The sequence below is a fragment of the Streptomyces sp. NPDC018693 genome (assembly GCF_044391385.1).
Classification (GTDB): Bacteria; Actinomycetota; Actinomycetes; order Streptomycetales; family Streptomycetaceae; genus Streptomyces.
The window spans coordinates 372,131-396,189 of the sequence record NZ_JBIRZZ010000005.1 but is presented as its reverse complement, the minus strand read 5'-3'; the positions used below and the strand labels follow the sequence as shown (position 1 = coordinate 396,189).

Annotated in this window: 18 protein-coding genes; 10 read left to right on the top strand and 8 right to left on the bottom strand. The window is 73.7% G+C overall.

The genetic code is table 11. The features are described from left to right. Nucleotides 1–459 precede the first annotated feature (459 nt). Complete coding sequence (locus ACH5AC_RS16815) at nt 460–2,154, bottom strand: hypothetical protein (RefSeq protein ID WP_398862572.1); 1,695 nt, start codon at nt 2,152–2,154, stop codon at nt 460–462. Between the two features lie 201 nt (nt 2,155–2,355). On the opposite strand from ACH5AC_RS16815, the gene ACH5AC_RS16810 reads away from it, so the two are divergent. Further along, nucleotides 2,356–2,841 (top strand): hypothetical protein, encoded by a 486-nt coding sequence (locus ACH5AC_RS16810; RefSeq protein ID WP_398862571.1) that lies wholly within the window; start codon nt 2,356–2,358, stop codon nt 2,839–2,841. 124 nt (nt 2,842–2,965) lie between these two features. Here ACH5AC_RS16810 and ACH5AC_RS16805 read toward each other — a convergent pair whose 3' ends face one another. Next, complete coding sequence (locus ACH5AC_RS16805; RefSeq protein WP_398862570.1) at nt 2,966–3,325, bottom strand: zinc ribbon domain-containing protein YjdM; 360 nt, start codon at nt 3,323–3,325, stop codon at nt 2,966–2,968. Continuing rightward, nucleotides 3,322–4,197 (bottom strand): hypothetical protein, encoded by an 876-nt coding sequence (locus ACH5AC_RS16800; RefSeq protein WP_398862569.1) that lies wholly within the window; start codon nt 4,195–4,197, stop codon nt 3,322–3,324. The genes ACH5AC_RS16805 and ACH5AC_RS16800 overlap by 4 nt, the downstream gene beginning before the upstream one ends. 299 nt (nt 4,198–4,496) lie before the next feature. On the opposite strand from ACH5AC_RS16800, the gene ACH5AC_RS16795 reads away from it, so the two are divergent. From ACH5AC_RS16795 to ACH5AC_RS16775, 5 genes are all read left to right on the top strand, one after another. Then, nucleotides 4,497–4,898, top strand: coding sequence for a cupin domain-containing protein (locus tag ACH5AC_RS16795; protein ID WP_398862568.1), 402 nt, complete (start codon nt 4,497–4,499; stop codon nt 4,896–4,898). 813 nt (nt 4,899–5,711) lie between these two features. Beyond that, a complete protein-coding gene (locus tag ACH5AC_RS16790; protein WP_398862698.1) occupies nt 5,712–6,380 on the top strand; it encodes a lipoprotein in 669 nt (222 codons plus the stop codon). 94 nt (nt 6,381–6,474) lie between these two features. Beyond that, nucleotides 6,475–8,946 (top strand): SpoIIE family protein phosphatase, encoded by a 2,472-nt coding sequence (locus ACH5AC_RS16785; RefSeq protein ID WP_398862567.1) that lies wholly within the window; start codon nt 6,475–6,477, stop codon nt 8,944–8,946. 52 nt (nt 8,947–8,998) lie between these two features. Then, nucleotides 8,999–11,773: a SpoIIE family protein phosphatase gene (locus ACH5AC_RS16780; RefSeq protein WP_398862566.1), complete on the top strand. Its 2,775-nt coding sequence runs from the start codon at nt 8,999–9,001 to the stop codon at nt 11,771–11,773. Nucleotides 11,774–11,897: 124 nt separating this feature from the next. Further along, on the top strand, nt 11,898–13,262 hold the full coding sequence (locus tag ACH5AC_RS16775; protein ID WP_398862565.1) for an FAD-dependent oxidoreductase: 1,365 nt from the start codon (nt 11,898–11,900) through the stop codon (nt 13,260–13,262). Between the two features lie 70 nt (nt 13,263–13,332). Here the strand turns inward: ACH5AC_RS16775 and ACH5AC_RS16770 are convergent, their stop codons facing one another. The 3 genes from ACH5AC_RS16770 to ACH5AC_RS16760 form a co-directional block, all read right to left on the bottom strand. Then, on the bottom strand, nt 13,333–14,334 hold the full coding sequence (locus tag ACH5AC_RS16770) for a hypothetical protein (protein WP_398862564.1): 1,002 nt from the start codon (nt 14,332–14,334) through the stop codon (nt 13,333–13,335). After that, the gene (locus ACH5AC_RS16765; protein WP_398862697.1) at nt 14,331–14,705 is read right to left on the bottom strand and encodes a PadR family transcriptional regulator; all 375 of its coding nucleotides are present in this window, start codon (nt 14,703–14,705) and stop codon (nt 14,331–14,333) included. The genes ACH5AC_RS16770 and ACH5AC_RS16765 overlap by 4 nt, the downstream gene beginning before the upstream one ends. A 78-nt stretch (nt 14,706–14,783) precedes the next feature. Next, a complete protein-coding gene (locus tag ACH5AC_RS16760) occupies nt 14,784–16,610 on the bottom strand; it encodes a protein kinase (RefSeq protein ID WP_398862563.1) in 1,827 nt (608 codons plus the stop codon). A gap of 298 nt (nt 16,611–16,908) precedes the next feature. Between ACH5AC_RS16760 and ACH5AC_RS16755 the strand changes: the two genes are divergently transcribed. From ACH5AC_RS16755 to tgmB, 4 genes are all read left to right on the top strand, one after another. After that, on the top strand, nt 16,909–17,409 hold the full coding sequence (locus ACH5AC_RS16755; protein ID WP_398862562.1) for a hypothetical protein: 501 nt from the start codon (nt 16,909–16,911) through the stop codon (nt 17,407–17,409). Nucleotides 17,410–17,711: 302 nt separating this feature from the next. Further along, nucleotides 17,712–18,884, top strand: a complete 1,173-nt coding sequence (locus ACH5AC_RS16750) for a hypothetical protein (protein ID WP_398862561.1) — start codon at nt 17,712–17,714, stop codon at nt 18,882–18,884. Nucleotides 18,885–20,105: 1,221 nt separating this feature from the next. Beyond that, complete coding sequence (gene tgmA / locus ACH5AC_RS16745; RefSeq protein ID WP_398862560.1) at nt 20,106–20,297, top strand: putative ATP-grasp-modified RiPP; 192 nt, start codon at nt 20,106–20,108, stop codon at nt 20,295–20,297. Nucleotides 20,298–20,314: 17 nt separating this feature from the next. Further along, entirely contained in the window at nt 20,315–21,301 is a 987-nt protein-coding gene (gene tgmB, locus ACH5AC_RS16740) for an ATP-grasp ribosomal peptide maturase (RefSeq protein WP_398862559.1), read from the top strand. Between the two features lie 29 nt (nt 21,302–21,330). Here the strand turns inward: tgmB and ACH5AC_RS16735 are convergent, their stop codons facing one another. Next, entirely contained in the window at nt 21,331–23,103 is a 1,773-nt protein-coding gene (locus ACH5AC_RS16735; protein WP_398862558.1) for an ABC transporter ATP-binding protein, read from the bottom strand. Nucleotides 23,104–23,195: 92 nt separating this feature from the next. Further along, nucleotides 23,196–24,053 (bottom strand): aldo/keto reductase, encoded by an 858-nt coding sequence (locus ACH5AC_RS16730; RefSeq protein ID WP_398862557.1) that lies wholly within the window; start codon nt 24,051–24,053, stop codon nt 23,196–23,198. Nucleotides 24,054–24,059: the final 6 nt, after the last annotated feature.

Here is a 24,059-nt window from a genome sequence, read left to right as displayed (position 1 = left end):
CCCAACGCACACCCCGATCCCCCGCCGACAGCCCAACCCCGGACAACCACACCACCACACCCCGCGCCACCCCCACGTCGCCCACTCACCACAGCCCCGTCCGGGGCGGCCGCACCACCAGGCCCGGCGCCACCCCCACCTCGCCCGCCCACCGCAGCCCCATCCCCCAGCGCACACCCCGATCCCCCGCCGACAGCCCAACCCCGGACAACCACACCACCACGCCCCGCGCCACCCCCACGTCGCCCACTCACCACAGCCCCGTCCGGGGCAGCCCCGGTCTCCCGGTCTCCCGTGGACTGCGCCATCGCTCTTCCCTTCACTGTTCCGCTCGGCCCGCCGTCGTCCGTCGTCCCCTGCTCCATGGTCGTGACCGTCGCCGCGCCCGGCATCCCGGAGCGGCGGCGGTGGCGGCGAATCGTCCCGGTGCCTCGACCGGACAACGTCCCGGAGGTCGCATCAGTGCCCGTCGTCACCACAGGCGCTCTGCGCCGCGCCGGCAGTCATCCGGCAGAAGCAGGACGCCTCGATGGGCACGTCCGCCAGGGCCCCCGCCAGCCGCAGCTGCTGCGCCACGATCCTCGCCTCGCCCTCTTTGCCCAGCCGCATCAGACACTCGTGCAGGCCGTGCAGGGACCAGACGTTCCCGGGGTGCTGCGAGGGACGCGGCAGGGTGTCGTCCAGCCCCAGGTCGGCGCGGTAGACCGCCTCCGCCTCGGCGACCCGCCCCTGTTCGAGGAGCAGCGCGCCGTACGCGTGCCGGGTGGGCTGCATCCAGCCCCAGGGTTCGTCGTACGGGAGGCTGTCGTCCAGGTCGATGGATCGTTCGAGGGCGGCGAAGGCGAGGTCGTGGCGGCCCTTGCGGTACTCCAGTTCGCCGTCGAGCATCGCGGAGGCGACGGCGAGGATGTCGCGGCAGGTGTTGTTGAAGAGCATGCGTGACTCGGGGACCCGTTCGACCGCCGCGCGGAACAGCTCCCGCTCGGCCTCCGCCTCGGCCACCCGGCCGGTGGAGGAAAGGGCGACCCCGCGCGCGTAGTGCAGCATCGCGGTCGTCACGCAGTACAGCTCGGGGTCGGCCGGCCGGGGCAGGCGCAGGATGTCCGCCCAGCGGCCGAAGCGGATCAGCACATGGACCCGCATCGCGAGAAAGCCCTCCAGCCAGTCGGCCATGGGCGGGCTCGCCACGCGCAGCAGCTCCTCGGGGATGGACTCCTCCAGTTGCCGCGCGGTCTCCAGTGCGGTGCCGCAGCGGCCCAGGAACATCGCGCCGTAGATCTTGAAGTGGTAGTTGTGCGACCGGTACAGCGTGTAGAAGTTCATCGCTCCGGAGCGCGCGCGAACCTTCTCGTCGGCGGCGATCGCGGCCGTGTTGTCCGAGACGACACGGCGGTAGTCGCCGCAGAGGACCTCCAGGTGCGAGGGCATGTGCCGGAGGTGGCCCGCGTCGGGGACGAGCCCGCGCAGCCGGTCGGCGACGGCCAGGGCCGCCTCGGGCGTCGGGGACATCTCCATCAGGTGGACGTAGAAGTGCAGGACGCCGGGGTGCTCGGCCGCGGCGTCCCGGGTCAGCGCCCGGTCCAGCACCTCCTTGGCCTCCAGGGTGCGGGCGCCCTCGGCGGCCCGGCCGGTGGCGAGGTCCCACAGCTGCCAGGGCGTGAGGTTCATGAGCGCGTCGGCGTACAGGGCGGCCACGTCCAGGTCGTCCGGGGCGAGGTCGTGGACGGCGCGCATGGCGTCGGCGTAGGCGTGGTTCCACACCGCGCAGTCCTCGGCGTCCGGCGTCGCCGAGCGAGGGTAGCGGGCGCGCAGGGCGCCGATCAGGGCTCGTTCGACCGGAGTGGCGTGCACGGCCTTGTCGTGGGCGAGTTCGACGGCGGCGTGGGTGCGTTCCACGGTGCGCGTCAGATCGTCGCCGTCGAAGAACTCCCAGGGCTTGTTGTAATTGGGGCCCAGCGCGTAGGCGATGCCCCAGTGGGCCATCGCGCAGTCGGGGTCCGCGCGGACGGCCGCCTCGAAGCAGGCGACGGCCTCCTCGTGGTGGAAGGCGTACGACCACACCAGCCCGCGGTCGAACCAGAGTTGGGCCTCGGGGGACGAGGTGGTGACGGTCCTGCCGTGGCTGCCGAGGTCGTAGTACTCACTGTGTCCCATGTCCTCCCTCATACCGCGCGGTGCGCGGCCCCGCGCCCTTCCCGCGCAGGGAGCACCCGAACGAGCCGCCCGGCCTTGTCAAGGGCCCAACCGGCCCGGCTCGTACCGACAGGCCCCCTGGACGCCGCCGCGCCCGGCCGTGATCATGCTGACGCTGGACGACCGGAATGGCGGGTCAGTCAGAGGGAAGGGAACGACCGGGTGATCGCTGTCGTGGGGCATTCCGATCTCAGCGCGGGAACCCTCGCGCTGTTGGAGGACGAGCTGCGGTCCCGGCTGGCCGCCTTCGCCAGGGCGGGCCGGGCGGGGCTGGTCCGGGCGGGCCGGGGACTGCCCGTGGCGTTCGGGCGGGCGGCCCGCGAGGCGGGGCTCGCTCTGGTGACGGTGCTGCCGTCCCGGGGCGGCGTGCCCGCCCAGCTCGCCGAGTCGGAGCGGAAGGCCGCCGGGGAACTGCTGCTGCTCTCCCGGCAGGTGCAGCTGCTGGAGTACGACCCCGCCGACCGGGGCGCCTGTGTGACCGCGGACGAGCGTCTGGTGCGCTCGTGCACCGGCGTCCTGGCGGTGTGGGACGGCTCACCGTCCAACGGTCGGGACGCCACCGCCCATCTGGTGGCCTACGCCCGCAGCCACGGCGTCGAGGTCGAGGTGCTGTGGCCGAGCGGTGCGGAGCACGCGTCGCGCGCGTGACCGGGAGGAAGCCGTGCCCGCGGCTACCTGCGGGCACAGCCATGTCAGCACCTTACTGGTTGCGAAACTCGGCAACTCCGCGGCGGACGGGTGCGCGGCCACCCCGTCCGGGCGGGGCCTTGGCTCAGCCCTTCTTCACCACGCTGGACTTGAGCTGCATCGCGCCGAAGCCCTCGACACGGCAGTCGATGTCATGGCCGTCGACACCGTCGACGAGGCGGATGTTGCGCACCTTGGTGCCGGCCTTGATGCCCGAGGGGCTGCCCTTGACCTTGAGCGCCTTGACGACGACCACGGAGTCGCCGTCCTGCAGGACATTGCCCACGGAGTCCTTGACGACGCGCTCCCCGGGACCGGCGGCACTCTCGGCCCCGGCCTCGGCCGGCACCCATTCGTGGCCGCACTCCGGGCACACCACCAGGGCGTTCATCTCGTAGGTGTACTCGCAGGAGCACTTCGGACAGGGAGGAAGGTTCTCGATCACCTGTTCAGGGTATCCCGGGCCGGCTCGGACGCCTTCGTGCAGCTCACGGCGGCGGGCGGGGCCGTCAGCCGGTCCATGGGCGCGGGCGCGGACCGGGGGGCGGTCGCCGGTCGGGGCGCGGGCCGTGTGCCGCGCAGCCACTGCCGCGCCCGTGCCCGCCATGCCTGCGCACGCCCGTGCAGGAGGCCGAGGACGATCGCCGCGGCCACGGCGACCAGGTGTTCCCGCCCGGCCAGATTGGGCTTGACGATCGCTTCGATGATCATCGACCCGCCGGTGAGGACGAACACGACGGGGGCGCGCCGGATGACCGAGATGTAGGTGAACAGGCCGACCACGGCCGCCGACGGGCCGGTGTCGAGCACCTGCCCGGCCTCCGGGGGCAGGCCGAAGCCCCACCAGCCCGGCCCGACGGCGATCATCACGCGCGCCGTGAGGGTGCCGGCGAGCGTGGTGGCGTAGGCGATCACGAGGGTCCGGCGCCGACCCAGGACGACTTCGGCCAGTGCGAAGGCGAGGAAGAGCTGGGTGAGACCGGCCCACACCGGCAGGTCGAGCGCGGGGACGTAGAGGGAGACGGGGGTGCGCAGCAGGGCCAGCCACAGGGGCAGGTCGCCGCGGACTCCCCCGAGGAGCCGGACCGCCGTCTCACCGGTCGGGTGCTGGGCGATGGCGTGGAAGAAGGTCACGCCCACGCAGGCGACGACCGCCAGCAGCAGTGCGGAGGGACCGCGCCGCCGCAGTTCGCGCACGGGCCCGACGACGATGCCCTGCCACTCGCCGCACAGGGTGCGCCGGGTCCTTCGGGCGGCGCGGGAGAACGCGGCCCGCGTCCGCCCGCTCCCCCTTCCGCTCCCGTCCGGCTGCCGCATCTCTGGACGCAAAGACCTCTCTCTCCTCCTCACCGCAGACCATGTCGTGAAGATCGATTCTCGGCCACGCGCGGGGCGGCATCGATCACGGGCACTCCGGCAGACGTCAAAGGCGTCGGCGGGGTTGCCCCGGCGGCGCTCCGCTGTGACCGACATCGCGGGAAGCGCTTACCGCGATGTTACTCAGCGGTCAACGCGCGTAGCGGTAGGTGGGATAATCTCACCGGCGTGGATCATCGCATTGCCGACAGGAACGACAGGAAGGCGGCGCCGGCCGCGTTAGTCCGAGGGGCCGCCTCGTGACCGGGCCGAGGTACTCGGACACCCCGGCGACGGCCGGTCCCGCCCCCGCCCTGCTGGCCGACGGCCTCCTCGCCGAACGGCTCGCCCTCTCCGTCCCCGAGCGCACCCGGGTCGTCGTCGCGCGCTACGACATCCCGCCGGGCGGTTCCCTGCCCTGGCACTACCACGACGGACGGGTCGTCGCCGTGGTGACGGCGGGCACGCTCACCCGCACCCTGGCCGACGGCTCGGAATGTGTGACGCCGACCGGGGAGTGCATCGTGGAGCCGGTGGGCCCGCAGGGCGTGCACCGGGCGGAGAACCGGGGCGACGACCTGCTGACCCTCCACGCGGTCTTCTTCGTGCCGCGGGACAGCCCGCTGGCCACCAGCGCGCCACCACCGGACGGACTGACATGACACCCGGCGCCCCGAGCACCCCCGCTCCGGGAACTCACCCCCACGCCTGAATCACCCCCGGACCGCGCTCCCCCGCCTCCCCGCCGCCCCTACGGTCGCCGCATGACCGGGACCAGCGGCATCGCCCCGATCATCGAACAGGCACGGCAGGACCTGGCCGGGCAGCCGCGGGGGCGGGTGCGCGAGGCGCTGGAGCGGCAGCCGCACACGTGGCTGGTGGAGCAGCTCCTCGACGTCACCCTCGGCACTCCCGACGTACCGGCGCCCCGCGCGGAAGGCACCGGGACGCTCTCCGTCACGGGCGCCGACGACAGCGGGGCACGGGCGGCGCGGCGCACGCGCGTGCGGGCATGGGCCCTGGACACGGACGGGCTGCGAGCGTTCGTGGACCACTACCGCACGCTGACACGTGAGGTGCTGGAACGCGACGGCCTGCTGACCGGCCCACCGCCGAAGGGCTCCGTCCTCATCGGCCCCGGCTGCCGGTCGCAGGCCGGTGAGGAACTGCTCGTCGAGGCGAAGGACCTGCCCCGGGCCAAGGCCCACGCCCTCGCCTTCGTCCTCCAGGCCGCCCCCGAGATCGGCGCCCACGGCACCTGGCGCGACCCCCGGCGACGAACTGGTCGGCAACGGCATCGCCGCCGCCCTGAAACTGATCAACAACCTCGAGGTCGACGAGCAGGTGCTCCACGCCCGTATGGAGAACGTCGAGGAGAGCACCCTGACCTGAGATCGCGTCCATGTCACCCCGATGAGCCGGGTGGCCGGTGGCTCGGTTACAGTTCGCCGCCGGTATGGAGAGGAGACAGTGCGGTGCGCTTCGGGGTGGGGAACATGCGGCGGGGGCTGGGGGGAGCGGTCCTGGTGGTGGGGCTGGTGGCGGGGTGTGGGAGTGGTGGTGCCGGGACGTCGGCGCCGGCCACGCAGACCTCGCCGACCGCCGACAAGAGCGAGAGCGCCGGCAAGGGCGGTGTCGCGCGTGGTGGGACCGTCGGTGGTGCCGGGTCGGCCTGTGAGCTTCCCGTCAGCTTCGACGTCGCCGAGCGGTGGAAGCCGGATGCCGTCGACAGCGCGGCCACGGCGGACGCCGAGCTCGCCGCGTTGCTGCGGCAGGGCTACGTCACCATGGTCTGCGAGCTGGACGCCAAGCCGGCGGGGCACCTCGGTTTCCTGCGGGTGTGGACCGGTGAGCCGGGGAACGCCGACGCGCGGCAGGTGCTGGAGGCGTTCCTGAAGGCCGAGGGCGACGGCGTCGGCGAGACACGGTTCCGCACCTTCCGGACAGGTGATCTGTCCGGCGTGGAGGTGGAGTACCGGCAGACGGTGGAGGCCCTCGACGAGACGAAGACCGAGCGTGCCCTCGCCGTCGTGGCGCCCGACGGCCCGGTCGTCCTTCACCTGGGGGGACTGGACGACGAGGAGCACAAGGACATGCTCCCGGCGTACGAGCTGGCGAAGCGGACCCTGCGCGTGACCTCCTGACGCCGCCCGGCCGTCCCGCGGATGCACACCGGGTGCCGGGTGGCGCATTCTTGCTGTGTCGCCCACCCGGCGGCGCACGGACGAGGTGGGGCGGATGACTGGGAGCGCCGAGGTCGAGCGGCAGCCGCCCGGGCGGCTGGCCGCGCTGCTCACGGGGACCGCGACGGACGCGATGCGTACCGCGGGCGGTCTGGCCGGGGGTGTCTACCTGTGTTCGAGCACGCCCGGGCTGCTGCGGCTGGCCGTGCTCAGCGGGCTGCCGGGGCCGCTGTTCCGGCACTGGTGGCAGGTGCATGTGGACCGGCCGTTCCCGGTGGGCGACGCGCACCGGCTGGGCGTGCCGGTGGTGCTCGCCAACGCCACGGACGCGATGCGCAGGTATCCGCAGTTCGCGGCCGGTCTGCCGTTCCAGTTCGGGACGATCGGGGTGCCCGTGGTGGCCGACGGGCGGGCCTACGGTGTGCTGACCGTGCTGCGTCCGGCCGCGGACGACGGCACACAGCTGGTCGCGGAACGGGAGCGTCTGACCCGGCTGGCCGGGGAGCTGGGCGCGGCGCTGGCGGCGCTGGAGGCCGACGGGTCGCCCGTCGTGTGGGACGACGAGCCGCTGTGCGTCCGCCCGCCGGCCGCCGGTCCGGTCCCGGCCCGCGTCGGCCGCTTCAGCTGGGACCCGGCGGCCGACAGCGTGTCCGCCGACCCCGCCGCCCACGCCCTTCTCGGCCTGCCCCCGGGCACCTTCCCGGCCCCCCTCGCCACGCTGGCGCGCGCGATCTCCACCACGGACGCCCGCCAGATGGCCGTACTCCTGCGGGAGACCGCCCGCGGTCACCCGCCGCCCCTGCCGGTGCGGGTGCGCACGGCGGACGGGGCCCCGCGCCTGCTGGACCTCTGTCCGCCCCCGCCCGCCGACCCCGCGCCCGCCGTCACCGGCATCCTCCTCGACCCCAGCCCGGCGGCCCTCGGGGACGCGGCGGCCGACCTGCTGCCGGAGGGGGTGTTCTGCCTCGACCGGCTGGGGGTGGTCGTCTACGCCAACCCCCGTGCCGCCGAACTCCTCGGGCTGCCCCGCTCCGAGTTGCTCGGGCGGCCGCTGTGGGACGCCGTGCCGTGGTGGAACCAGCCCGCCTCCGAGGACCATCTGCGGGCCGCCCTGCTGGCGCCGGCGCCGGTGCACTTCCACCTCCGGCGGTCCGCGACGGGGACGTACGAGGGCGACTGGCTGAGCGTGTCCGTGCACCCGGGGCCGGACATCCTGACCTGTACGGTCGTACCGGCGAGCCGGGTGCCCGAGGAGGCGGTGGCGGCCGAACCCGCGCCGTCCGACGCGTCCCCGGTGCAGCGGCCCATCGTGCTGGCGATCGCGCTGACGGAGGCGGTGACGGCGCGCCAGGTGTCGGCGGTGGTCATGCAGGAGCTGCTGCCCGCGTTCGGCGGGCGCCGGCTGGCGATCTACCTGCTCCAGGAGCGCCATCTGTACCTCGCCTGGGAGCACGGTTTCCCGGAGGGCTTCCTGGCGCCGTTCGAGGGAGTGAGCCTCGACGAGCGGCTGCCGGGGGTGGAGACCCTCACCACCGGCCGTCCGCTGTTCTTCGACTCGATGCGGCAGCTCGCCGACGCCTACCCGGGCATCCCGCTGGACGCGACGATCGGCGCCCGGGCCTTTCTGCCGCTGATCGCCTCCGGCCGTCCGGTCGGCTCCTGCATCCTCGGCTTCGAACGCGAGCGCAGCTTCAGCTCCGAGGAGCGCACGGTCCTCACCGCGCTCGCCGGGCTGATCGCGCACGCCATGGAGAAGGCGCAGCGCTACGACACCGAGGCGGCCCTCGCCCGGGAGCTGCAACGGGCGCTGCTGCCCCGGCGGTTGTCCACGCATCCGCGGGTGGAGACCGCCGGGCGCTATCTGCCGGGCACCGAGGGCATGGACGTGGGCGGCGACTGGTACGACGTGGTGGAGTCCGGGGACGGGCTGGCGCTGGTCATCGGGGACGTCCAGGGGCACGGGGTGCAGGCGGCGGCCACGATGGGGCAGCTGCGCAGCGCCGTACGGGCGTTCGCGCTCGGTGACCGGCCGCCGGAGGAGGTCATGCGCGGCACCAACCTGCTGCTCATCGACCTGGACCCGGGCCAGTTCGCCAGTTGCTGCTACGTACGGCTGGACCCGGCCACCGGTCTGGCCCGGGTGGTGCGCGCCGGGCATCCGCCGCCGCTGCTGCGCGACCCCGACGGGCGGACCCGGGTCGTGGACCTGCCGGGCGGGGTCGTGCTGGGCGTCGATCCGCGCGCCGACTATCCGGTGGCGGAGCTGCGTCTGGAGCCCGGCGCGATCCTGGCGCTGTACACGGACGGGCTGGTGGAGCGGCCCGGGAGTGACATCGACGACGGGATCAGCGCGCTGCGGCTGGCCCTCGCCGGGGCCGGGGATCTGGCGGTGCGTCCGCTGGCGGAGGTCGCCGACCGGCTGACCGCGACGGCCCGTCAGGCGACCGACCGGCCCGACGACATCGCCCTGTTGCTCGCGACCCGGCGCGGCAGCGGGTCGCCGGAAAGCGGGGAGGGAGCGCGGTGACCCTGCGTGATGCCTCTCGCTTCGCACGGCCGGGCAGTGTAGACATGGGCTCATGGCCCGACTTCCGGGGCGATCGGACACCCGGTCGGCCCGTCGCCCCCACGGACCGCGCGCACGGCGCTCCCCCGAGCGTGCCCGAACCGCTCCCGAGCCCCGGGTGACCCGGCGGCGCACGTCCCCCGGTGACCCGACCGGTCGGAAGGGGCCGCGTGCGGCGCTGCGCGGGCGCAGCCTGGCCGGACAGGTGTTCGTGTTCCAGGTCGTCATCGTGGTGCTGCTGGTCGTGGCGGCGGTGGTGGCGCTGGTGCTGCAGGTGCGGCACGACACCACGCGGGAGGCCCGCAACCGTTCCCTCGCGGTCGCCGAGAGCTTCGCGAACTCCCCCGGAATCATTGAGGCGTTGCGCTCCCCCGATCCGACGGCCGTGCTCCAGCCGCGCGCCGAGGCCGCCCGGGAGGCAACGGGTGTCGACTTCATCGTCGTGACGGACCCCGACGGCACCCGCTACACCCATCCGAAACCGGACCGCATCGGCAAGCAGTTCGTCGGCAACATCGCGCCGGCGCAGGCCGGGGGTGTCGTGGTGGAGGAGATCGACGGCACCATCGGACGGCTGGTGCAGGCCGTGGTGCCGGTGAAGGACGCCGACGAGCGGGTCGTCGGGCTGGTGTCGTCCGGGATCACCACCGAGCACGTGGGCGGCACCGTCGACCAGCAGCTGCCGCTGCTGATCTCCGCCGCGACGGTCGCGCTCGCCCTGGCCACGGCGGGCACCGCGCTGGTCAGTCGCCGGCTGCTGCGGCAGACGCACGGGCTGGGTCCGCACGAGATGACCCGGATGTACGAGCACCACGACGCGGTGCTGCACACCGTGCGGGAGGGCGTGATCATCGTCGGCGGTGACGGCCGGCTGCTGCTCGCCAACGACGAGGCGCGCCGCCTGCTCGACCTGCCCGAGGACGCCGAGCGGCGGCATGTGCTGGACCTGGGCCTGGATCCGGGCACGGCGGAGCTGCTCGACTCGGGCCGGGTGGCCACCGACGAGGTGCACCTGGTGGGCGACCGGCTGCTGGCGATCAACCAGCGGCCCACCGATCTCGCGGGCGGACCGCCCGGCAGTGTGGCGACCCTGCGGGACTCCACGGAGCTGCGCGCCCTGTCGGGCCGGGCGGAGGCGGCCCGGGAGCGCCTGGACCTGCTGTACGCGGCCGGGGTGGGCATCGGCACCAGCCTGGACGTGACCCGTACCGCCGAGGAGCTGACGGAGCTGGCGGTGCCCCGCTTCGCGGACTTCGCCACGGTGGACCTGTACGACGCGGTCCTGGCCGGCGAGGAGCCGGAGCCGGACAGCGCGCTGCGGCGGACGGCGCTGAGCGCGCTGCGCAAGGGCGCGCCGCTGTACGCGGTGGGTGAGCAGATACGGTTCGTCGGCTCCTCCCCGCAGGCCCGCAGCCTCGCCGAGAGCCGGCCGGTGCTGGAGGCCCGGCTGGCACAGTCGCCGGGCTGGCGGGTGCAGGACCTGGAGCGCACCGAGCAGGTGATGGAGTTCGGCATCCACTCGCTGATCACGGTGCCGGTGCGGGCGGGCAGCCTGGTCCTGGGCGTGGTCAGCTTCTGGCGGTCGGAGCGGCCCGAGCCGTTCGACGCCGAGGAGGTGGCGCTGGCGGAGGAGCTGGTGGCGCGGGCGGCGGTGTCCATCGACAACGCGCGCCGCTTCACCCGGGAGCACGGGCTGGCCGTGACCCTGCAGCGCAGTCTGCTGCCGCGCACGCTGCCCGAGCAGAGCGCCCTCGACATCGCCTACCGCTATCTGCCCGCGCAGGCGGGTGTCGGCGGCGACTGGTTCGACGTACTGCCGCTGTCGGGGGCCCGGGTGGCGCTGGTGGTCGGCGATGTCGTGGGGCACGGGCTGCACGCGGCGGCCACGATGGGCCGGCTGCGCACCGCGGTGCACAACTTCTCCGCCCTGGATCCGGCGCCGGAGGAGCTGCTCGGGCTGCTGGACGAGCTGGTGGCGCGCATCGACCAGGACGAGTCGGGCGACGGCAGCGGCGGACCGGTCTCGGGCGCGACCTGTCTGTACGCGGTGTACGACCCGGTGGCCCGGCGCTGTACGGTGGCCCGGGCCGGCCATCCGCCGCCCGCGCTGGTCCACCCGGACGGCCGGGTGGAGTATCCGGAGGTGCCGGTGGGGCTGCCGCTGGGGCTGGGCGGGATGCCGTTCGAGGCGGCCGAGCTGGAGCTGGCGGAGGGCAGCCGGCTGGTGCTGTACACCGACGGGCTGGTCGAGGACCGGGAGCGGGACATCGACGTGGGTCTGGAGCTGCTGCGGACCGCGCTGGAGCGGACCGACGGCTCGCCGGAGGGGACCTGTCAGGTGGTCCTGGAGTCGCTGCTGCCGTCCCGTCCGAGCGACGACATCGCCCTGCTGGTCGCCCGCACCCGGGCGCTCGGCGCGGACGACGTGGCGGAGTGGGACGTACGAATGGACCCGGCGGCGGTCGGCGAGGTGCGGGCCGCGGTCACCCGGCAGCTGGCCCGCTGGGGGCTGGACGAGCTGACCTTCACCACGGAGCTGATCCTGAGCGAGCTGGTGACCAACGCGATCCGCTACGGCGGCGCTCCGGTGCGGGTGCGACTCCTGCGCGACCGCACGCTGATCTGCGAGGTGTTCGACGGCAGCAGCACCTCGCCGCATCTGCGGTACGCGGCGATGACGGACGAGGGCGGCCGCGGGCTGTTCCTGGTGGCGCAGCTCGCCGAGCGGTGGGGCACCCGGTACACCGCCGACGGGAAGATCATCTGGGCCGAGCAGCCGCTATCATGAAGTCTTGGAGAAGTCATAAAAGAGCCTTATGAGCTCATAGACCGGACCCGCGTACCGACTTAGGCTTGCCTCAGCTTAGGCTTCCCCTCGAGTCGATCTTTCGCCGCTCGAAGGGAACCTGATCATGCCCCGCCCCCTGCGGGTAGCCATCGTCGGAGCCGGCCCCGCCGGGATCTACGCCGCCGACGCGCTGCTGAAGTCCGAGGTGGCCGCCGACCCCGGTGTGTCCATCGACCTCTTCGAGCGCATGCCGGCGCCGTTCGGACTGATCCGCTACGGCGTGGCCCCGGACCACCCCCGCATCAAGGGCATCATCACCGCCCTGCACCAGGTGCTGGACAAGCCGCAGGTCCGACTCTTCGGCAACGTGGACTACGGCACCGACATCCACCTGGACGACCTGCGCGCGTTCTACGACGCGGTGGTCTTCTCGACCGGCGCCATGGCCGACCGCGAGCTGCGGATCCCCGGCGTCGAGCTCGACGGCTCCTACGGCGCCGCCGACTTCGCGTCCTGGTACGACGGCCACCCGGACGTGCCGCGCACCTGGCCGCTCCAGGCCGAGAAGGTCGCCGTCCTGGGCGTGGGCAATGTGGCGCTCGACATCTCCCGGATCCTCGCGAAGACGGCCGACGAGCTGCTGCCGACCGAGATACCGCCGAACGTCTACGAGGGCCTGAAGGCGAACAAGGCCGTGGAGATCCACGTCTTCGGCCGCCGCGGCCCGGCCCAGGCCAAGTTCAGCCCGATGGAGCTGCGGGAGCTGGACCACTCCCCCACCATCGAGGTCATCGTCAACCCCGAGGACATCGACTACGACGAGGGCTCGATCGCCGAGCGCCGGGGCAACAAGCAGACCGACATGGTCGCCAAGACCCTGGAGAACTGGGCGATCCGCGACATCGGCGACCGCCCGCACAAGCTCTACCTGCACTTCTTCGAGTCTCCGGTGGAGATCCTCGGTGAGGACGGCAAGGTCGTCGGCCTGCGCACCGAGCGCACGGAGCTGGACGGCACCGGGAACGTGAAGGGCACCGGCCAGTTCACCGACTGGGATGTCTCGGCGGTCTACCGCGCGGTCGGCTACCTGTCGGACAAGCTGCCCAAGCTGCCCTGGGACATCGAGTCGGGCACCGTGCCGGACCAGGGCGGCCGGGTCATGCAGGAGTCGGGCGAGCACCTGCCGTCGACGTACGTCACCGGCTGGATCCGGCGCGGCCCGGTCGGTCTGATCGGCCACACCAAGGGCGACGCCAACGAGACGGTGGCCAACCTGCTGGACGACCACGCGAACGGCCGGCTGCTCACGCCCGCCTCGCCCGAGCCGGAGGCGGTGGAGTCGTTCCTCGCGGAGCGTGAGATCCGCTTCACCACCTGGGAGGGCTGGTACAAGCTGGACGCCGCCGAGAAGGCGCTGGGCGAGCCCCAGGGCCGTGAGCGCGTGAAGATCGTCGAGCGTGAGGACATGCTCCGCGCCAGCGGGGCGTGACCTGACCCGAACACCGAGGGCCCGGAGGCAGCGCCTCCGGGCCCTCGCGCGCCGCGCCGGGCGGTCGCGGTCAGCGGGTCGTCAGGTCGCGTCCCGCCGTCACCGCCAGGGCCGCCGTGAGCAGCAGCAGCGCTGTGGCCTGGGTGAGGGAGCCGACCAGGAAGGCCGCGGGGATCTCCACGTCGAGCCACGGGACGATGGCGGCCACCCGCACGACCAGGACCAGCAGGCCGAGCACGGCCAGGGCGAGGGTGCCGCCGACGGCGCCGCGGCCCGTGCGGCGGGCGCGCCACAGCAGCCAGGCCAGGGCGCCGACGAGGAAGCAGGTGGTCGGCGCCCACACCGCGTCGGCGGCGGTGGGCGTCAGGACGAGGGATCCGCCCATGACCACGCAACAGGCCATGTAGACCTGTCCGGGCGTGCCCGCCGGCAGGGCGGCCGGGGGCGCGTCACGGTGGTGGGCGGCGCACAGCGCCAGCACCGGCAGCCAGGCGAACAGCGCGGCGGCGGTGGCGTACGCCGGCTCCGGCGGGAACGCGTCGCTGACCAACGGGCCCACGAGGGGCCAGAGGGAGGGCAGGGCGGCCGCGAGCACCGCGACACGGGCGAGGCGGCGGCGGTCGTGCAGCAGGGCGAAGTACCCGGCCGTCCACAGCAGCGGCAGGAACCACGCGGCGACCCCGACGGCCGCGCCCAGCGGGCCGGGGCCGTCGAAGCCCGCCCGGAACAGGTCCCATTCCGCGCGACCGTGCGTGGCCGCCCAGGTCACCTCCAGGACGCCCTCGACGACCGCGGCGGCCGCCTGGAGCAGCACGGCGTAGAGCGCGAACTGGCGCACGGTCGAGCCGAGCAGGGCGTAGCGGCCGGGCGCGCCGGGGGCACCGAGGCGGGTGCGCAGGGCGAGCGCGGCGACGCTCGCCACCTCTCCGAGGGTGGGCCGGCTCTCGTCCTGGGTGTCGCGGTCGACGTCCCAGAGGTAGATCTCGACCATCTCCTCCTCGCGCTCACGCCGGTAGTAGGCGGGCAGCAGGCGCAGGACGGTGCGGTAGCGGGCTTCGAGCAGCGTCGTCATGCGAGTCCTCCGGCGAGTCCGGGCCCGGCGGCGGGGGGAACGACGGGTGGCGTGCCGGGGGCGCGGCGGCCTTCCGCGATGCGCCGTTTGGCGGCGGTGGCGCCGGCCGCCATGCGCTCGGCCTCCGCGGCGAGGGCCGCGACGCCCTCGTCGGTGAGCCGGTAGTAGCGCCGGAGCCGGCCCTGCTGGACCTCCTCGCGGTCCAGGGCGATCAGGCCGTCCGCGGTGAGCCGGTCGAGTACGCCGTAGAGCGTGCCGACTCTCAACCGCACCTCGCCGCCGGAGAGTTCCTCGACCTCCCGCAGGATGCCGTAACCGTGCCGGGGCTGGTCGGCGAGGGCCGTCAGCACGAAGAACGCGGGCTGGGTCATGGGTTTGGCTACCATGACGCCGAATATATCGGCTCCCGATATATAACGCACGCCGGAACACCGGAAGGGTGCCGGCGGTCAGCCCTCCCTCGGGTAGGCGCGGATCACCTTGCCGTCGACGGTGGCCTTCAGGTAGGCGGCGCCGTAGTCGTCGGAGAGGTAGACGTTCATCGTCGGGTCGGTGTGGAAGACGGTGGAGGCCGGGTCGATCAGCAGGTAACGGATGCTCGGGGACGGGACGTTGAGGGTGCGCTCGGCCTCGGCGAAGAGTCCCGGCACCGCGTCCCAGTCGTAGGTGTCCAGGTCGACGGGGACTTTGCCGCCCGTGACGGTGCCGCCGGGACCGTCCTTGACGGCCACTTCACCGCCGTCGTAGCGGTAACGGTCGTAGAGCTTGGGGTTGCCCTTCACCGGCGCCTCCGCGAGGGCGTACTCGCCGTAGACGACCAGGCTGGTGACCTCCGAGCCGCCCATCGCGGCCTTCAGCTTCTCGACGGTGGCGCGCAGCCCCTCGGCGGTCAGCAGATCGACGGCGGCGGCACTGCCGTCGGCGGCCGGCGTGGCCCCGCCCGAGGCGGACGGCGCGCTGCTGAGCACCGGCCCGCCCGAACCGGTCGTACCGTCGGACCCGCTTGTGCCGCCAGGAAGCAGCGTCCACACCAGGACCCCCGTCAGCGCCACCCCGGCGACGGCGGCCGCCACGGCAGGCACCCGCGAACGACGCGTCGGGCGACGGCCCGACGGAGGCGGCGGTAGTGGTCCGACGGTGACCGGGGGCACGGACGGCCACGGCGCCGGGGCGGGCGGCGACAGGTGGTACGAGGTCGGCGGGACCGGAGCGTCACCCGCCGGGCGGACGGGGCCGGAGGCCGGCGGGGCGGAATCAGCGGCCGGTGGGACGGGGCCGACCGCAGGTGGCAGCGGACCAGGGGCCGCCGACACGGCACCCGCCACTGGTGACACCGGAGCAGAATCCGCCGGGACCGGTCCGGAAGCCGCCGGGACGGGGCCGGTCGCCGGTGGCACGGGCCCGCCTTCGTTGCCGGGTGCGGCCACTGCCGTGTGCCCGGCGTGGGCCTCGGCCAGCATGTGGTCGGTGGTCTCCGCGTCGGGGCGGGCCTGTGGATCCTTGACCAGAAGGGCCGTCAGGAGGGGGGTCAGAGGCCCCGCTTGGCGGGGCGGGGGTACGTCCTCGCTGAGCACGGCGGCGAGGGTCGCGAGCGTGGAGGAGCGGCGCAGCGGGTGGTGGCCCTCGACGGCGACGTAGAGCAGCATCGCCAGGGACCACAGGTCGGCGGCCGGGCCGCTCTCCTTGCCGCTGACGCGCTCCGGTGCCATGTAGTCCGGGGAGCCGATGACGGACCCGGTGGCGGTGAGGGAGGTCTGCTCCCGCAGGGCGGCGATGCCGAAGTCGGTGAGGACGGGCCGGCCGTCCGGGCGCAGCAGCACGTTGGCCGGTTTCACGTCCCGGTGCTCGATTCCCGCCGCGTGCGCCGCGCGCAGCGCCGCCAGCACCTCACGGCCCAGCCGGGCCGCCTCGCGCGGTGTCATCGTGCCCCGGTCGAGCCGGTCCTGGAGCGAGCCTCCGGTGACGAGTTCCGTGACGAGCCAGGGGAACGTGCCCTCGCCGCCGTCGACGATGTGATGGATCGCGACCACGTTCGGGTGGTGGACCCGGGCGAGCGCACGGGCCTCCCGCAGCACGCGTTCGCGCAGGACACGGGCGGCCTCGGGGTCGTACTCGGCGAGGCCCGGGTCCGACGGCCGGACCTCCTTCACGGCCACCTCGCGGTGCAGCGCCAGATCCCGGGCGCGCCACACCCAGCCCATGCCCCCGCCGCCCAGCCGCTCCAGGAGTGCGAAGCGGTCGTCGATCACCCGTGCGTCGGGCACCCCAGCGTTCATGGGGGGAGCCTAGAGGGCGCCCGGGGCGAACGTGCGCCCGGATCGGTACGGGTACGGACGCGGCGAGCGCGCCCGCGCTACGACGAGAACGCGTCGCATGCTCTGAAACCGGGCGTCACCGGGTAGATCTCCCTCAGCGCACCTGCGCGCCGCACTCTCGACGACAAAAGGACACATGGCCTTGGCTCTCGCGTACCCTGACGCTCCATCAACTCGCCGCCCGGGTCGGTCGTGGACGATCCGGGTGACGGGACACCGCGACCGCAGCGCTTCCGTCAGCTGCTCCTCGGGCTGTCGTATGCCCGCCCGTTCCCGGGACATCGCGGCCCTGCGCCGTTTCGCCGAAGCCCATGCGACCGCCCATGCCCGGGCGGCGACCGTACGCCCCGACGCCGCCTGCGGCTGCCGGCTGCACAAGTGCTCCGCGCACGAGGGCACCCGGGTGAGCTGCGCCGGCGCAGTGGTGCTGGTACTGCGACACGACCCGGCGGTGGGCCAGGTGTGGACGCTCACCGAGGTCTGCTCGGCGTGCGCCCCTCTGATGAGCCACGCCCGGGTGGTCGCCCGTGCCACTCCACGCGCCCGTCAGTCGCCCGACGCCCCGGCGGACGGCCGCCCGTCCGGCGCGCCGGCGCACGACAGCCGTCCGCCGGGCGCGCCGCATACCGCACCGGGTCCCGAGGCGCGCGCCGTGCCCGGCGGCTTCAGCGCGCCGGCTCCAGGGGCGGCACCGCCGGAGGGCCGGGTCGGTGGCCAGCGGCGCCGCCGGGAGCGTACGGGGGACGGTGGACGGGTGTGAGGAGACGCCCCGGTCCGTGAGTTCACCCGGGAAGCGGGCAGGACCCGCCCCGACGCGGATGGTGGGCGGGTCCCGTCCGCTCCGTCGATTCTGGGCGCCTGGCGCCCAGCCGGACACGAGTGAACGGGCGTCGGCTGGTGCGCGCCGTGCGCGTCCCGGGTGCGCGGCGCGCGCCCCGTGCGTGAAGATGCGCGGCGGCGCGTGATGGTGCCGTACGCCGGAGCGCACCCCCACGTGATCGAGTACGCCGGGCGGCGGGCGATACTGGAAGCGCTCGCCGTCCCCGTCCCCCAGATGGACTCATGCCGACCTCTCCCACCACCCGCTCCTCGACCCCCTCCACGGTGTGGCTGGCCCGGGGCCGCCACACCGGTTCCGCGCCGACGGAGGAGGTGGCACGTCATCTGCGGCGGCTCAAGGACGACGGCGACGTCCAGGACTTCATGGAGCTGCCCGAGGCGGAACGCCCCGCTGACCGGCGGGTGTTCGAGGCCCGCTGGACGGTGCCCGGGGAACTGACCGTCCGCGCCCGGCTGGAGCTGGCGGACGCCGCCGCGGGCCGCAGGCCGGGCCAGGGGCGGGAGTGGACGCTGGTCGCGGAGGCCGAGGGCCCCTGGGACCTGCGATGGCCGTCGCCCGCCACCCGTTTCTGGCCCGAGCGGGCGCGGTCGGAGGACGCCGAGGCCGGCTGGGACCACGCGTGCGTGCCAGGGCTGAGGCTCGGCACCACCAATCCGCTGCCCGAGGACGACAAGGACCTCAAGCGGGTGCTGCGGGCCGCCCTGCGCGACGACTGGAGCGTCCACCTCGTCGTGCACGAGGCCATGACGACGGACGAGCGGGGCCGCGAGCCGCTCGTCCGCTTTCTGCCGCCCGGTCTGCGCGACCGGGTCGTGGAGCACCGGGCCGCGCCGCACCAGCTGCGCGCCGTGAACTGGGCGCTGCGGGAGTCCGGGGCTCAGGTGCCGCGCGGCGGCGCCGTGCTGCTGCCCGGCGGGCCGCACGGACGCGCCGACGACCAGGACTTCTCCGTACGGACCGTGTTCCTCGACGGCTCTGAGCCGGTGGAGCTCGTCGACGCGGTGACCCGGTTCGCGGCCGTGCCGGCACCGCTGCCGACCGGTGCCGAGGAGGTCCTCACCGCGCTGCGGGAGCAGTGGCACGTCCTCACACTGGAGGAGGAACTCACCCGGCAGAGGCAGCTGGTCGCCATGTACGCGGAGGCCCTCGAGTCGATGACGAGGTCCCGCGACCTGTACCGGGAGGCCGCCGAGCGGGCTCATGAGGCGCTCGCCGTGCTGCGGGAGAACGCCGCCGCGCCGGTACCCGCCGCCGACGAGCCGCTGCCGCCCGCGCGCCCCGCCGGCTCACCCTTCCAGCAGCTCACCCGCACCCTGGAACGCCTCAAGGGCTCCGGCAAGGCCGCCAGGCCCGACGGGGACACGGACCGGAACAGGGACGAGGACTCCGCATGAAGTCGGGTCCCCACCGCGTCGGGTGAGGGCCACCGGTGTCGGGGCAGCCTGTCTCGGCCAGGGCCTCGGCGGTGGGTTCGTCCGGTGTGCTGCGGCCTGCGGGTCGCAGGGTGAGCGGCAGGCCCGTCAGGGCGGCGGCCGCCGCGCGCACGGCGGCCGTGCCGGCGAGCCCGAGTGTCGCCGCCGTCGCCTGCGGAGCCCGGGAGAGCTGCGCCGCGCCGAACCGGTCCGCCGACACCACGCAGGCGGCCGGCGCGGCCGGGACCCGCACCGTCGCGGCGAGGACGGGTGACGGCGGGCCGCAGCACCAGCGCCAGGGCCAGGCAGGCCGCACAGCACTCACGCGCCGGGGAGCAGCCCGTAGCCCGGCGGCGTGCAGTGGCGCATGGGCCGCGCCGCAGGCGACGAGGCACACAGCGGCGAACCGGGCGGGCCAGGTCGCCGGTCCCCCGGCACGGCCGGATGCGGGCCCGCGGCGTCCGGGCCCGGCCGCGCCCCGCACCGGCCTGCGTGCGCGCTCGCGGGCGCCCGTCGCCTTCCCGCGGCGCCTCGCCGTCGCGATCGGTCGTACGACCGTCGCCCTCCTGCCCGGCCGAGTTCCTCCACGGGCCCGCGGGTGGCCGCGGTCCGCGGGCCTCCTGTTCGCAGTGGGGGTCGAGGGCGGCGCGGGTGCAGCAGGGCCGTCAGCCGGGTGACGTCCGCCACAGAGCGGTCGACTCCGGCGGCCCGGGCGTGGGCAGGCGAGCGTTTCCAGCAGGGTGATGAGCCGGGTGACCTCCTCCGGTGGCCGGTCGGCCACGGCGGCGTGCGGACGAGTCCGTCCACCACGTCGGTGTACGGCGTCGCGCCACTCGGGTGAGCCACAGGGCTGAGAAACGGGTAATCCGTAGACGGGGGGCCGCGTCCGGCGGCGCCCGGACTCGGGGGAGGGCCCGTGGACACGACCACCATCGTGATCGTCGTCACTTTGCTCCTCGCGGCCGTGGGCCGTACCGCCGTTCGATCTGCCCGATCCCCCATACGTCTGACAACGAGTCAACCTTCTTGCGCCCTTTGACCGTCTCAGGTCCGGGGCGTCGAACGCGCCGCGCTCACGCAGTGTAAGGAAACCAACCACTCGTTCGATTCGTATAAGTAAGAGGAAGCCCAGAAGATCGATGGGCGAAGCGACGACGCGGCAGAACACGGCTTGGTCGGCGCAGCACCGAAGAGGGAGAGACGATGCAACCGTTCGCGCTCAACTACGCACGCCCGGCGGCGGAGTTGGAGGTTTCCACTCCGTACGCCTATGACTCCGGACTGCAGTTGAACGTGCTCCTCGACGGGCGGATCGCCGCCTCGGACCACGCGCTGCTCAGAGAGTTGGGGACCACGACCTCCACCGCGGGCTCGAAGACCCACTTCGACGACTGAACGCGGATCCGACGACAATGACGGTGCTGATCCTGACCAGTGAACAGGACGTGACGGCGGACATGGTGGTGGTCCACCTGAACGCGTCCGGGGTTCCCGTGGTCCGGCTCGACCCCGCCGATCTCACCGGTGGGGTCTCCCTCTCCGGGGAGTACGTGCACGGTTCCTTCCGCGGTCACCTGTGGGCCGCGGGCCGGTTGGTCGGCATGGACGGGCTGCGGTCCGTCTGGGTGCGTCGGCCGGGTGTGCCCGCCTCACGGGTGGCCGAGCCGTCGGCCTGGCTGAGCGAGGAGTCGGCGCAGGCGCTGTACGGGATGCTGCGGGGCACGGACGCGCGCTGGATGAACCATCCGGACGCGGCCCGCCGGGCCCGGCACAAGCCGTGGCAGCTGCGGCTGGCGCAGCGCTGCGGGCTGCCCGTGCCGGCCACGCTGATCACCACCTTCCCGCAGGCGGCCCGGGAGTTCGCCGAGCGGTTCCCGGACCTGGTGGTCAAGCCGGTGTCCGGGGCGCATCCGCAGGAGCCGCCGCGGGCGGTGCCGACCAGCAGAGTGGCCCCGGACACCGATTTCGCGGCGGTGGCGTTCGGGCCGACGCTGCTGCAGCGGCGGGTCCTCAAGCGGGCGGACGTCCGGCTCACCGTCGTGGGTGACCGGATGCTGGCCGCCCGCAAGGCGACCGGCCCGGACGCCGACCCCGACGAGGTCGACGTGCGGTTCGCCTCCGCGGCGACGCCCTGGCTGCCGGCGGAGGTCCCGCCGCGGGTCGCCGACGGCGTCCTCACCTACCTCCGGAAGGCGGAGCTGGCCTACGGTGCCTTCGACTTCGCGGAGGACGCCGACGGCACCTGGTGGTTCCTGGAGTGCAACCAGTCCGGCCAGTTCGGCTTCGTTGAGGTCGAGACGGGCCAGCCGATCGCCCGGACGATAGCCGAGTGGCTGTCCGCCCCGGCACCGGGCGAGCGGGCGCCCTGCGGCGGGGGTGCGAACAGCGTGCTGCGCTGAGCCGGCCGTCTTGCCGACCTGCACCGGGATCAGGCTGCCTGCCCCCGGTGCAGCGCCGTGTACGCGCCGCCCCTGCGGAGCAGTTCCTCGTGGGTGCCGACCTCGCGGATGCCGCCGTTGTCCATGACGACGATGCGGTCGGCGCCGCGGACCGTGGACAGGCGGTGGGCGACGACGAACGTGGTGCGGCCGTGCAGGAGGCGGGCGAGGGCCTCCTGGACGAGGGCCTCGGAGCGGGTGTCCAGGGCGGAGGTGGCCTCGTCGAGCACGAGGACCTTGGGGTCGCGGATCAACGCCCGGGCGATGGCGAGGCGTTGGCGCTGGCCGCCGGAGAGGCGCGCGCCGCGCTCGCCGAGCAGGGTGTCGAGACCCTGCGGCAGCCGGTCGACGAACTCCAGCGCGTTGGCGTCGCGCAGGGCCGCGCGGACCGTCTCCTCGTCGGCCTCGTCCTCCATGCCGTAGGCGACGTTGTCCCGGACCGTGCCGTCGAAGAGGATCGACTCCTGCGGGACGACCGACACGAACCGGCGGTAGGTGCGCAGGTCGAGGGTGCTCATGTCGGCGCCGTCGAGCAGCAGCCGGCCGGAGGTGGGCCGGATGAACCCGATGACGAGGTTGAGCACGGTGGACTTGCCGGCGCCCGAGGCGCCCACGAGGGCGATGGTCTCGCCGGGGGTGACGCGGAGCGTGAAGTCCCGTACGGCGGGCCGCTCGTGGTCCTCGTAGGCGTGGCCGACGCGTTCGAAGGCGACCTCGCCGCGCAGGGAGGTGACCTCGGTCTTGCCCTCGTTGTCCTCCAGTTCGGGCGCCTGGAGCACCTCGCCGACCGAGCGTACGGACTCCAGGCCCTTGGAGATGACGGGGGCCAGTCCGGCCAGTGTGGTGGTGGAGTTGGTGAGGGTGGTGAGGAAGGCGCTGAGCATGACGACGTCGCCGGGGGTGACGCCCCAGACTCCGTAGTACGAGACGAGGGCGGCGGAGGTGAGGACGCCGATGCCGATCACGTTGAGGACGACCCAGGCCAGCGAGCCGAAGCGGCCGTTGACCAGGTCCAGGCGCATGCCGGAGGTGAGCAGGCGGTGCAGGGTGCCGTCCATGCGGCGCAGCGCCTTGCCCTCCAGGCCGTGGGCGCGGGTGACGGGGATGAGCCGGGTCATCTCGGTGACCCGGGAGGAGAGGGTCTCCACCTCGTGCCGGAAGCGCTCGTTGTGGGTGCGCAGCCGGGAGCGCAGCCGGGCCACCAGGACGGTGGCGGCGGGCACCACGACGAGGAAGACGGGCAGGAACTCGGGGGTGCGTACGCCGATGATGACGAGCCCGCCGATCAGCACGGTGACCGCGCCGAGGCCCTGTTCGGCGGTCTGCTGCACCATCTGCTCGGCGGTCTCGACGTCCCGGACCACCTTGGCCTGCAGGACGCCGGCGCTGACCCGGGAGTGGTAGCCGATGGACAGCTGCTGCATCCGGGTGCACAGCGCGGAGCGCAGGGTGGTGCCCATGCGGCGGACGCTGCCGTACAGGAGGCGGACGTACAGCAGGTGCAGGGGGTAGTTGACCAGCAGGATCACCATGATGACGGCGGTGGCGGCCCACAGCCGGGAGATGGGCTGGTGCTGGACCACGGTGTCGATGATGGAGGCGGTGATCAGCGGCAGCAGCCAGATGGGGCTGTGCTTGACCGTGAACACGACGACGGCGGCGGCCAGTTGCCGGCGGTCGGCGCGCAGGAGGTAGGCGAGGGTGCGGACGGGGTGTTCGTCCCGGTAGCGGTGGTCGAGTGGTCGCTCGTGCGACGACGCCATCAGGGGTGGTCCTCCAGGGGAGCCGGATCATGTGCAAGCGCTTCCTGTCCCGCGTCGGACCGCTCCAATCCGGTCCGGGGGGGAAGGCACGCTCAGGCGGCGTCCAGTTCCGCCACTTCGACGGCGTCGAGGGCCAGTTCGGCCGCTGCGGCGGAGTCGAGGATGGTCTCGGGGCGGCTGGCGCCCGGGATGGGGATCACCACCGGCGACTGGGCGAGCATCCAGGCCAGGCAGACCCGCTGCGGGCTCACCGCGCGGGCCTTGGCGATCCGGGCGAACGCGGCGTGTGCGGAGCCGAGTTCACCGGCGCGGGCGATGCCGCCGAGCGGGCTCCACGGCAGGAAGGCGATGCCGAGCTCGTCGCACAGGCGCAGCTCGGGCACGCTGGAGCGGAAGGCCGGGGAGAACTGGTTCTGCACGGAGACCAGGCGGCCGTCCAGGATGTCGTACGCCTGACGGATCTGCTGCGGGTCGGCGTTGGAGATGCCCGCCATCCGGATCTTGCCCTCGTCGAGCAGTTCCCGGAGAGCGCCGACGGACTCGGCGTACGGGATCCGGGGGTCGGGCCGGTGGAACTGGTACAGGCCGATGGCCTCGACGCCGAGGCGGCGCAGGGACGCCTCGCAGGCCCGCTTGAGGTGGGCGGGGCTGCCGTCGAGGGTCCACGTGCCGTCGCCGGGGCGCAGATGGCCGCCCTTGGTGGCGACCAGGACGTCCCGGCCGCGCTCATGGGTGGCGAGGGCCTTGGCGACGAGGGTCTCGTTGTGGCCGACCTCGTCGGCGTCGCGGTGGTAGGCGTCCGCGGTGTCGATCAGGGTCACGCCGGCGTCGAGGGCGGCGTGGAGCGTGGCGAGGGAGCGTTCCTCGTCCGGGCGTCCTTCGATCGACATGGGCATGGCGCCCAGGCCGATCGCACTGACCTGGACGTCACCGATGCGGCGGGTGTGCATGGGTTC

Excerpts from the sequence above, each read along its gene's own strand:
- ACH5AC_RS16800 (WP_398862569.1), bottom strand. The coding sequence starts at position 4,197 with ATGCGGCAGCCGGACGGGAGCGGAAGGGGGAGCGGGCGGACGCGGGCC.
- tgmA (WP_398862560.1), top strand. The coding sequence starts at position 20,106 with ATGCAACCGTTCGCGCTCAACTACGCACGCCCGGCGGCGGAGTTGGAG.
- ACH5AC_RS16815 (WP_398862572.1), bottom strand. The coding sequence starts at position 2,154 with ATGGGACACAGTGAGTACTACGACCTCGGCAGCCACGGCAGGACCGTC.
- ACH5AC_RS16750 (WP_398862561.1), top strand. The coding sequence starts at position 17,712 with ATGCCGACCTCTCCCACCACCCGCTCCTCGACCCCCTCCACGGTGTGG.
- ACH5AC_RS16760 (WP_398862563.1), bottom strand. The coding sequence starts at position 16,610 with ATGAACGCTGGGGTGCCCGACGCACGGGTGATCGACGACCGCTTCGCA.
- ACH5AC_RS16735 (WP_398862558.1), bottom strand. The coding sequence starts at position 23,103 with ATGGCGTCGTCGCACGAGCGACCACTCGACCACCGCTACCGGGACGAA.
- ACH5AC_RS16770 (WP_398862564.1), bottom strand. The coding sequence starts at position 14,334 with ATGACGACGCTGCTCGAAGCCCGCTACCGCACCGTCCTGCGCCTGCTG.
- ACH5AC_RS16780 (WP_398862566.1), top strand. The coding sequence starts at position 8,999 with ATGGCCCGACTTCCGGGGCGATCGGACACCCGGTCGGCCCGTCGCCCC.
- ACH5AC_RS16755 (WP_398862562.1), top strand. The coding sequence starts at position 16,909 with ATGCCCGCCCGTTCCCGGGACATCGCGGCCCTGCGCCGTTTCGCCGAA.
- ACH5AC_RS16730 (WP_398862557.1), bottom strand. The coding sequence starts at position 24,053 with ATGCACACCCGCCGCATCGGTGACGTCCAGGTCAGTGCGATCGGCCTG.
- ACH5AC_RS16765 (WP_398862697.1), bottom strand. The coding sequence starts at position 14,705 with ATGACCCAGCCCGCGTTCTTCGTGCTGACGGCCCTCGCCGACCAGCCC.
- tgmB (WP_398862559.1), top strand. The coding sequence starts at position 20,315 with ATGACGGTGCTGATCCTGACCAGTGAACAGGACGTGACGGCGGACATG.
- ACH5AC_RS16785 (WP_398862567.1), top strand. The coding sequence starts at position 6,475 with ATGACTGGGAGCGCCGAGGTCGAGCGGCAGCCGCCCGGGCGGCTGGCC.
- ACH5AC_RS16775 (WP_398862565.1), top strand. The coding sequence starts at position 11,898 with ATGCCCCGCCCCCTGCGGGTAGCCATCGTCGGAGCCGGCCCCGCCGGG.